Raw genomic sequence first — 9,264 nt, forward strand, 5'->3', positions numbered from 1 at the left:
CTATTATATATCTCTCCCGTTTTATCCACAACAGAATAAAGACCTGATGCTATAACAATTATCAAAATAATTACTACTAATTTTATTTTTGCTTTCATTGTATTTTGCACTCCTATCTAAGACGCACTGTATATTTCAGCGATTTCTTTTGCATCGCCAAACATTTTCACATTGCCTTTTTCCAACCACACAATTTTATTACATAATGATTCTACCTGCGAAATACTATGTGAAACAAAAAGTAATGTTGTCCCCTTGTCCAACATATTTTTTATGCGATTTTGACACTTTTCCTGAAAATGGAAATCTCCAACAGATAAGACTTCATCCACTATCAATATATCCGGTGTACCAATTGTAGCAATCGCAAATCCCAATCTAGAAATCATACCAGATGAAAAGTTTTTAACCGGTACATTCATAAAATCATGCAGTTCTGAAAATTCCACAATATTATTGTAGTGCTTCTCCATTTCCTGCCGTGAATATCCCAACAAAGCACCATTAAGATATACATTTTCAGTAGCAGTAAGATCCATATCAAATCCTGCTCCCAACTCAATCAAAGGTGCTACCGAACCTCTTACTGTCACAGTACCCTTAGTCGGTTTTAACACACCTGCAATTACTTTTAACATGGTACTTTTACCACTTCCATTTAATCCTATTAATCCTAATGCATCACCACGATTTATAGAAAAAGACACATCCTTAAGTGCCCAAAATTCATCATACGACAATTGACGCTTTATTGATTTAATAACATATTCTTTAAAACTATCAATCTTCTCAGATGCAAGACTGAAACGCATCGAAACATGATCCACTGTAATTATTTCTTGATTTTCCATCTCGTTTTCTCCTATATATTCTCTTATATATTGAGAATAAATTCATCTTGATTCTTATAAAACACATATAAACCTAATGCTAACATCACTACTGATTCCACAGATGCTGTAACCAACGATTCCAATGTAGGCAACGAATTATACAACATCACACTTCTAAACATCTGCAAAATATTTGTAATTGGATTAAGCATTACAATTGGGCTCAACCAATCTGGTAAAATTGACATCGGATATATCACCGGCGTCAAATACATAAGTGCTGTAACAAATACCGAATACAAATGCATTATATCCCTAAATTTCACTGTTATCGCTGATAAAATCAATCCCACTCCTAAAGAAAAAAGTACAATAAACATTAACGGAATCGGTGCCAACAGGACTGTATAATGCAATTCAACTCTCATAGCCAACATTACACAGACCATGGCTGTAAATGATGCCAATAAATTAATTGTACTAGAAAAAACTCTGGAAAGCACAAAAAGATATTTTGGCACATATATTTTTTTAATCAATGGACCATTCGAAAGAATAGCGGACATTGAATTAGTAGTCGATTCTGAATAAAAATTAAAAATCAACTGACCACTAAGCAAATATACCGGAAAGTTTTCTATATCAAATTTAAATAAATTAGAGAAAACTACCGATAATACTATCATCATACATAAAGGATTTAACAACGTCCATAATACACCCAAGACAGATCTTCTATACTTTATCTTAATATCACGGGCTATTAATTCATTTAGTAATGGACGAAATTTTTTAAAGTTTTGAATATAGGTTGACACTTCAGCCCCTCCAATTCTTTTTTATCTTTGTTAATTAGATACAATCTAATACAGTATATCATTTCACTACTTTTTTGACAACTATCACTTATCACAGGTATACATTTTCAATATATCATATTCAATTTCAGCCCAATCTCTCTTCTCGGCTGTTTTTCTTCCATTGACGAACAATTTTTCTTGCAGATTTCTGTCGCTTACAAGACATTCTATCGTCTCTTTTCCTGCTTCAATATTTCCTTGCTCATAGAACAGACAATTTTCGCCATGTGCCAAATATTCAACATTCCCCCCATTCGGAACTACCACAACATATCCTCCGGTAGCCATCATTTCCAATGGTGGATAAGAAAAACTTTCAAGAATACTTGTTTTTAGCAAAATGTCACATTCGCTATATATTTTTGCCACCTCTCCATAAGGAACTTTGTGAAAAAATCTATCAACGCGATATTCCTTTTTGGGTTCCGCATTATAGGACATATACCATATCTCATACCGTTCGCTATCCAATTTACCAGCAATCTGAAATGCCTCATCCACATTCTTATATTCTACCGCACAATCTCCTTCTATTAAAATTCGGATTTTATCATTCATTGACCGTTTATGACAAGGGAATTGCTTAATATCCATGCCATTAGGAGAATATCTTGATTCTTGGCCATACTTATCCTTAAGCCACTTCTGACACCAACGTGAAATTGTAAAAAACTCAACATTCCCATAAGGCATATAAGTCCTATTTGCCTGGATACGTAATTCATCACCCTTTTTATAAAAATCGGTCTCATAATTCTGTACCAAATAGCATCTTTTGCTAATATTAGGATAAGACTGTACAAATTCCATCGTAGACCACATCGTCGCAATTGCGCACCCGATGTTCCCTTCCATTTGAACGGAACTTAAATTTATAACAGGAAATATAGATTCTTCAAATTCGTACCATTTCTGTTTTCCATCCATCAAAAACAGCGTAACATCCTTTCCGTTCTTCTGAAGTATGTCAGCATGTTTTAAAGCAACTTTTATTCCTCCGCTTATCTCCAATCCTGGTAATATAAAACCATAATTAGGTTTCACTACTTCTTTAATGATATGTGCAATGTCATACCCATTTCCTATCGTCGTACATTTTTCACTACAATGGCGGAACGCATTCTCTGCAATTTGATTCCTATAATCTGGTTCATTGATTAGTTTTGCCAGCTTTCTTTCCCATTCTTCTATATCATTGCACAAAATTCCAGTTTTGCTATCTTCAATGCATTGTTGAAATGCTCCCACATTGCTGGCAATAGTAACCACTTTAACTAATGCAGCTTCTACCCACTTATTCTCAGATTTTGCTTCATTGAATATGTTGTTTTCTAATGGAGCAAGATTAATATCCATTTCAGCAATCTTTTCCGGCAATATTCTCCAATCACCAAAAGGAATTTTTTTTATACGAGATTCAAAACATTTAAGTGCATCCGGAATATCTAATTCACCCATTACATGTAATTCCACAAAAGAATACTTTTCCATAATATTTTTCAGTGCAGGTAAAATCAATTCAAAATCTGCATTATGTGTAATACTGCCACTAAAATATCCAATTTTCACCTTATCTTGATCTCTCTTAACACTTTTCCACGCTTTTTCTGATAATTGCTGCATCGTTTCCGATGCAGTATTTCTATTCACATATACCGTAGGAACATAGCTCATTAATTCTCTTGCAAGACAATCAGTAGAGGTGATTGCAATATCACAGCTTTTTAAAAGTTTCTGCATATTCATCACGTTTTCATCATATGCTTTTTTGTCCTCTTTCTTCATATGTTGAACATAAGGAATCAAATCTGTATACTTCGTGTCAATCACAAGATCATCAATATCATAAATAACTTTTTTATTTAATTTTTTTGCTTGATTCACAAATTCTCCTATTAGTTCCGTATAAGGACATCTAAAAAACACAAAAGCCCTATAACGTCTAACCTGTTCCAATTGAAGATTCATAAAATAAACTTCATCTGTAGCATAATGATAAGCTTCTAATTGCTCCCTTTGGTGTACAACACGATATCTTCGCGGATGTGGCAGTTTCTCATTACACCCGCTTATGAAAAGGATATCTTTATAACATTCTTCTGTACGTTTATATCTTTCCACTTTTTTATATAAATATTTTTGTGTTCTTGAAGCACAGCCCCGTATTCCTTCATTTGATAAAGATTGATATACTTTAGTTATAATATTTTTTTCCGTTTTATCCATAATCATCACCTACATCTTCTTCAATTGTTTCAAAAACGGATGATAATATTCATCCCTTTTCTTCAATTCGTCATTCCAAACTTCTCTGAATTTTCCCTCATCCTTCCAATTAGAATATACACTTTTCTTTCCCTGATATTTTATCTGAGCAAAACAGGTCCATACATTCCAATAATTTGCATTCCTTGCTTTTAAACAAAGATCCACATCTCCATAATCTTTCATTTGAATATCAAAACCTGATAATTCTTCTAATTTATCTCTTGCTACCATCATGCATAGCGCTGATAACACAGTGGTATTTCTTACATGTTTTAAATTTGCCTCGTATCCCTCTTCATTTTGAAAATGATTATAATTTATCACATGAATCCCACACTGTTCATCTTTATCAATAACTGCACCTGCAAAATATATTTTCTGATGTCCATAATTGATTTGCGGACCTACTGAACATACATCATCTCGTTGAGCAAACATCAAAAGTTCTTCTATCCAATTTTGTGTTTCTGGGACACACTGATCATGTAAAAAGACAAAATAATCACCTTTCGAAGACTCTTTTGCATAATTAAACCATACATATTTTTCATCACTACTATTTCGCGGCACACAGCTCAACTGCACATTCTCATCCACAACAGTATTGTCTATGTCTGATTCCACAATAATCTCTAATGGTCTATATGTTGTATTTTCTAATATTTCTCCAATTCTCTTTTTCAAATCCGTTTTTCGCAGTTCTCCCCATAGAAATATAGAAACTAACGGATTCCCATTAAGTGAATAATTCAATCTATAAATAGTCTGATAAGGCAAATTAGAAGAAATCGTTCCCTCTTCACCACTTCTATGCAACTGACCAAGAATTGCTCTCTTAGCAGCATCGACTGCATATTGTTTCACCGATAAATCCATTGCTACTGACCCTTGATGCACTCTCCAATAGTATAGTATTTTCGGAATATGAATGATTTTTTTTGCCTTTTCTGTCAACCGAAGTACCATATCATAATCTTGACTTCCTTCACATTCTTTTCTGTATACTTGTGTCATTCCATTCAATAATTCCATCTTAAAAACTACAAAATGACAAATATAATTATGAGAACGAAGTTCATCTTTTCCAAATCCAGATTTACATACAATATTCGTAGAATTCTCTACTTTATCCATAAATTTCATCTCATCTGTATAGATAAAATCTGCGCCATCCTGAATTGCATTTACCACCTCAAAAAGAGCAGATGGATGCAATAAATCATCATGGTCCAAAAGACCCACATACTCTCCAGTTGCAAACTCAAGGCACTGATTCGTATTACCCACAATGCCTTCATTTTTTAATAATTTCTTATATACAATTCTATTATCATCTTTTGCTCGTTCTTCACAGAGCTCACGAACATAATCATGTTCATCATCACTTCCATCCGCAAGACAAAGTTCCCACTTCGCATATGTTTGATTCTGAACGGAATCCAACAACTCTTCAAGGAAAATACGTGGGGTATTATACAAAGGTGTAACAATACTTATACATGGCGAAACTCTATGCTGTGTCTTCCTCTGAGCCTCCAATTCACTCTCTGACAACAAATGATAGTTTCTAACCTGATTTAAAAATTCTTTTTCATTAGATTTCTTTTTGATATAATAATCTACCGTTCTAATAATCCCTTGTTGTCGTATTAACAAAGCTCCTCTTTCTATCTTGTTCCGTATCATAATCATATCCTCACTTTTGTTCACAACGCAGACCAGCAGTATCTATTGATACTGCTGCTCTCCTGTTAATACATCTACAATATCTGGTTCAATTTTAAATGTCGTATAACACTTCAACACTTTCTCATGAGCTGCTTTCGCAATTTTAAAGCGTAAATCCTCATCATCAATCAGACGTTGCAATACCATTCTCCACTCTCCAACACTTCCACACAAATATCCTGTCACATCATTTTCAATTGCTCCGGCAAGTTCATTATTCCACGATGCCACTGTTGGCACACCAACCAAAGCAGCTTCCATCCATTTATTTTCTGATTTACATGCATGGAAAAAAGAATCCTCTAATGGCATTAGATTAATATCTGCCTGCGCAATTAATTTAGGTAGCTTCTTCCATGAAACAAAATCAAACTTTTCAATTCGTTCTTTCACAGAATTAAATTCCGGTGGAAGCTCAATCTGCCCGCCAATAAATAGCTGGACATTCTGATTTTTTTCCATAATATAGAGTATTTCATCTTTTATACTCTCAAAATCTTCATTATGAGTCTTTGATCCACTAAAATAACCAAGTTTAACCACATCACTTCCCTTACATTTAAAGCATCCTTTTGAAATGGTAAGCATTTCCATACTAGCCACATTCCTATTGATATATACCGATTTATTGGGGAAACTCTTTGCTATTGCTGATTTCAAATTCTCAGTTGACACAATGAATCCATCACATAACCCCATAGTCTGCTTAATATTCTTAGAATAGACATCAAAATCTTTGTAATCATCACCTTCAAGAAATTTCAGATCACATATCTCATTATATTCAAAAATATAATCGTCAATATCATAGAATACCTTTTTTCCAAAACGATGCGCTTTTCTCACCAGCTTTTCTACTAATTCCACCTCTGAACTGCGATACACTACAACACTTTCATACTTCTTAATGTCCACATTATATGCTTCTTTAATCAAGCAACATTCTGATTGAATTCCTTGATGAAGCAATTGCTCCCTCAAGTGATCTACTCTATATCTGGAAGAAAATGTTATTTCTTCAACAACAAATAATATTTTTTTATTCCTTTCCTTTTTCTGTAGTGCTTCATTAATTATCGGATTTTCTTGTAATTCTTTTATTACTGCTTCCGGTGATATTTTAGGTATAACAATACCTTGTTCATATTTTGCTACTCTTTCTGCCGGTGCACCGATATCAAAGCACATAATCGGCATATTCATTTGCATAATTTCTGCCGTGGTATAAGAAAATGTTTCTGGCCATATAGACGGAATTAAAAAGACATCTATATCATTTTCCAAAACCAATCGCGGAATACTATCCCTCGTATATCTACCGGTCTCTTTGAATACTTTACTATTAATTTTTTTAGAAGAACTTCCTATAAGAACAATTCTAATATTCAATCCTTTTTTTTCAATAGTTTGGACCATTTGCTTTACAATCGTTCTTCCTTTATGTTTTGTTAAATTCCCCAATAACCCTACATTTAACGAACTGGTTGTTTTATATTTTTTATTTATCACAGGCATATATTCAACTTGATGGGGAATAATTATCAAATTATCCAATTCACCAAATGCTTTTTGCATGATGTTTTTAGAATCTTCTGAAAAACACACAACTTCGTTACACGAGTGCAAAAATGTCCCCCATTCCAAACGCCATTTTTCCATCGTACCATATTCGAGAGACTGCACTCTTGTTGATTTTTTCAAACATTCATCACATACTTTACAATTCGGAAGATAACAATATTCCTCCTGATTATTTAACAAATTAATTGTCGGACATACCGAAAAGAAATCATGAACAAGCATTTTTACATAAAGATTCTTTTCTTGTTTGTATGTTCGAATTGCCTTTAATAATTCATATAATCTAGGATAAGTAACCAACTCGTTAATCCATATTTCACAAATATGAATGTAATTCATAATACTAAAGAGATTCTCTTCTTCTTTAACATGAAATTTAATCTTATAATTATTGTAAAAATACAATATTTTATAATACTCTTTTACAAAATCGAACCGAACGACCACAAAGGCATTGCCCTCTTCTATGCAATGATTTTTCTTCTCCAGCAAATACTTACTTGCTCCACCTCCTAAATCATGGTCAAAAGCCAGAATAGTGCGATACTCTTCGTTACTGTTCAACAAAAGATTTAATTTAACAAATTCACGGATATCTTTATTAGGATCCACTGTACAAAATCTGGCAACATCTTTGTTATAATATGGATGCTTTTTCAAAAGAATCTTTTCATGCTCTTCCAGATATCTTTTCTTATCTTCGCTCAAAAAACTGCCACCATGCTTATGATATACAAATAAATTTTCGACATGTATGTTTTTATATCCCAACTTAATTGCTCTTTGACACCAATCATTCTCTTCACCATATCCTTTACCAAAACTCTCTGCATCAAAAAGACCGACTCTATCCATCGCATTACGATTTATACCCATACAGAATCCTATCCCTGTAGGCATACTTTCATACTTAGGTGGAATCTTTTTAAATTCATTATCAATCTCCTGAACAGTCAGATTTAAAAACAATTCATTATCATTTCCAAAATCCGGGAAGCTACAGATTGTCCCACAATTAGTAAAAGGAGTAGAAGATGCCACTTTATCATCTCTAAAAATAGGAAGCATTAATCTCTCAAGCCACAAATCTGGAAGTTCTACATCTGTATTTACCAATGCAATATGATGACTGCTATACTCAAATCCTTTATTAACTGTTTTTACAAACCCTAAATTCTCTTCATTTTCAATCAAAACTACATTGTCATGAGCCTTTGTATAATCTTTTAAAAAAGGTAATACTCTTTCATCTGTACTTTTATCATGAATTAATATCACTCTATATTTCATCTCTGTAAGTGAAACAGTATCTAGTAATTTATCTAAGAACTCATATCCATTATATACTGGGATAATAACATCAACAGTCTGAGAATAGTATTCTCCTGGGAATTCAAAATGATACCTCTCTTGATTATCTATCATCTTCTGAAGATCCATTCCATTCTCAGAAGTTTCAATAGCACTTACTCTAGGTGGTAGCTCACTATTAATTACGTTATCATTAAACTCTCCAATGCAAAATTTATAACTCTTTTTATTTTTAGCATATGCCAACCATACTTTAAATGATCGCACATTCTCAATAAGAATCTGCCCGTAAAATCCGCATGACTTAGCATATGGATTTTGAAAAGTCTGATATACATCATTTCTTTTAATTCCATATTTAATTGAGACAGCTTTTTTTATCTTCCCCGAATCAATGATAACATAAACATTTTCCACTTTATCTTCCGGTGAGAAGAGCCATCCTTTTACAGTAAATATTTCATTATCATAATCGATAATATCGACTGTATATTTTATATTCCATAATTTTTTTTTAATTTTCGAAAACATCTTTATATCCTTTCAGTATTCTATATATAGTGGCTCAGTTGTCAAGACAAAAATCTAAGATTTTTATAATGAACTGATATGGTGAACAAGTTACAAGGAACATGGAGAGAACAGTGGAGCACTCCCCAGATCCAATATATGCTAAGCTACAT

The 9,264-nt window shown here is 33.0% G+C and carries 5 protein-coding genes; all 5 read right to left on the reverse strand.

The window, feature by feature from the left end; all coding sequences use genetic code 11:
* Positions 1 to 116: 116 nt before the first annotated feature.
* The 5 genes from JQM81_RS12855 to JQM81_RS12875 all read right to left on the reverse strand — a co-directional run bounded on the left by JQM81_RS12855 (position 117) and on the right by JQM81_RS12875 (position 9,112).
* The gene (locus JQM81_RS12855; RefSeq protein ID WP_235234178.1) at positions 117 to 851 is read right to left on the reverse strand and encodes an ABC transporter ATP-binding protein; all 735 of its coding nucleotides are present in this window, start codon (positions 849 to 851) and stop codon (positions 117 to 119) included.
* A gap of 23 nt (positions 852 to 874) precedes the next feature.
* Positions 875 to 1,651, reverse strand: a complete 777-nt coding sequence (locus tag JQM81_RS12860; protein ID WP_235234179.1) for an ABC transporter permease — start codon at positions 1,649 to 1,651, stop codon at positions 875 to 877.
* 84 nt (positions 1,652 to 1,735) lie between these two features.
* Entirely contained in the window at positions 1,736 to 3,577 is a 1,842-nt protein-coding gene (locus JQM81_RS12865) for a glycosyltransferase (protein WP_235234180.1), read from the reverse strand.
* Between the two features lie 351 nt (positions 3,578 to 3,928).
* Positions 3,929 to 5,647 (reverse strand): glycosyltransferase family 2 protein, encoded by a 1,719-nt coding sequence (locus tag JQM81_RS12870; protein ID WP_235234181.1) that lies wholly within the window; start codon positions 5,645 to 5,647, stop codon positions 3,929 to 3,931.
* A gap of 42 nt (positions 5,648 to 5,689) precedes the next feature.
* Positions 5,690 to 9,112: a glycosyltransferase gene (locus tag JQM81_RS12875; protein WP_235234183.1), complete on the reverse strand. Its 3,423-nt coding sequence runs from the start codon at positions 9,110 to 9,112 to the stop codon at positions 5,690 to 5,692.
* Positions 9,113 to 9,264 lie beyond the last annotated feature (152 nt).

The organism is Faecalicatena contorta, from assembly GCF_021531895.1.
Classification (GTDB): Bacteria; Bacillota; Clostridia; order Lachnospirales; family Lachnospiraceae; genus JAFBIX01.

Coding starts and splice junctions, on each gene's coding strand:
- JQM81_RS12855 (WP_235234178.1), bottom strand. CDS start 851: ATGGAAAATCAAGAAATAATTACAGTGGATCATGTTTCGATGCGTTTC.
- JQM81_RS12870 (WP_235234181.1), bottom strand. CDS start 5,647: ATGATACGGAACAAGATAGAAAGAGGAGCTTTGTTAATACGACAACAA.
- JQM81_RS12875 (WP_235234183.1), bottom strand. CDS start 9,112: ATGTTTTCGAAAATTAAAAAAAAATTATGGAATATAAAATATACAGTC.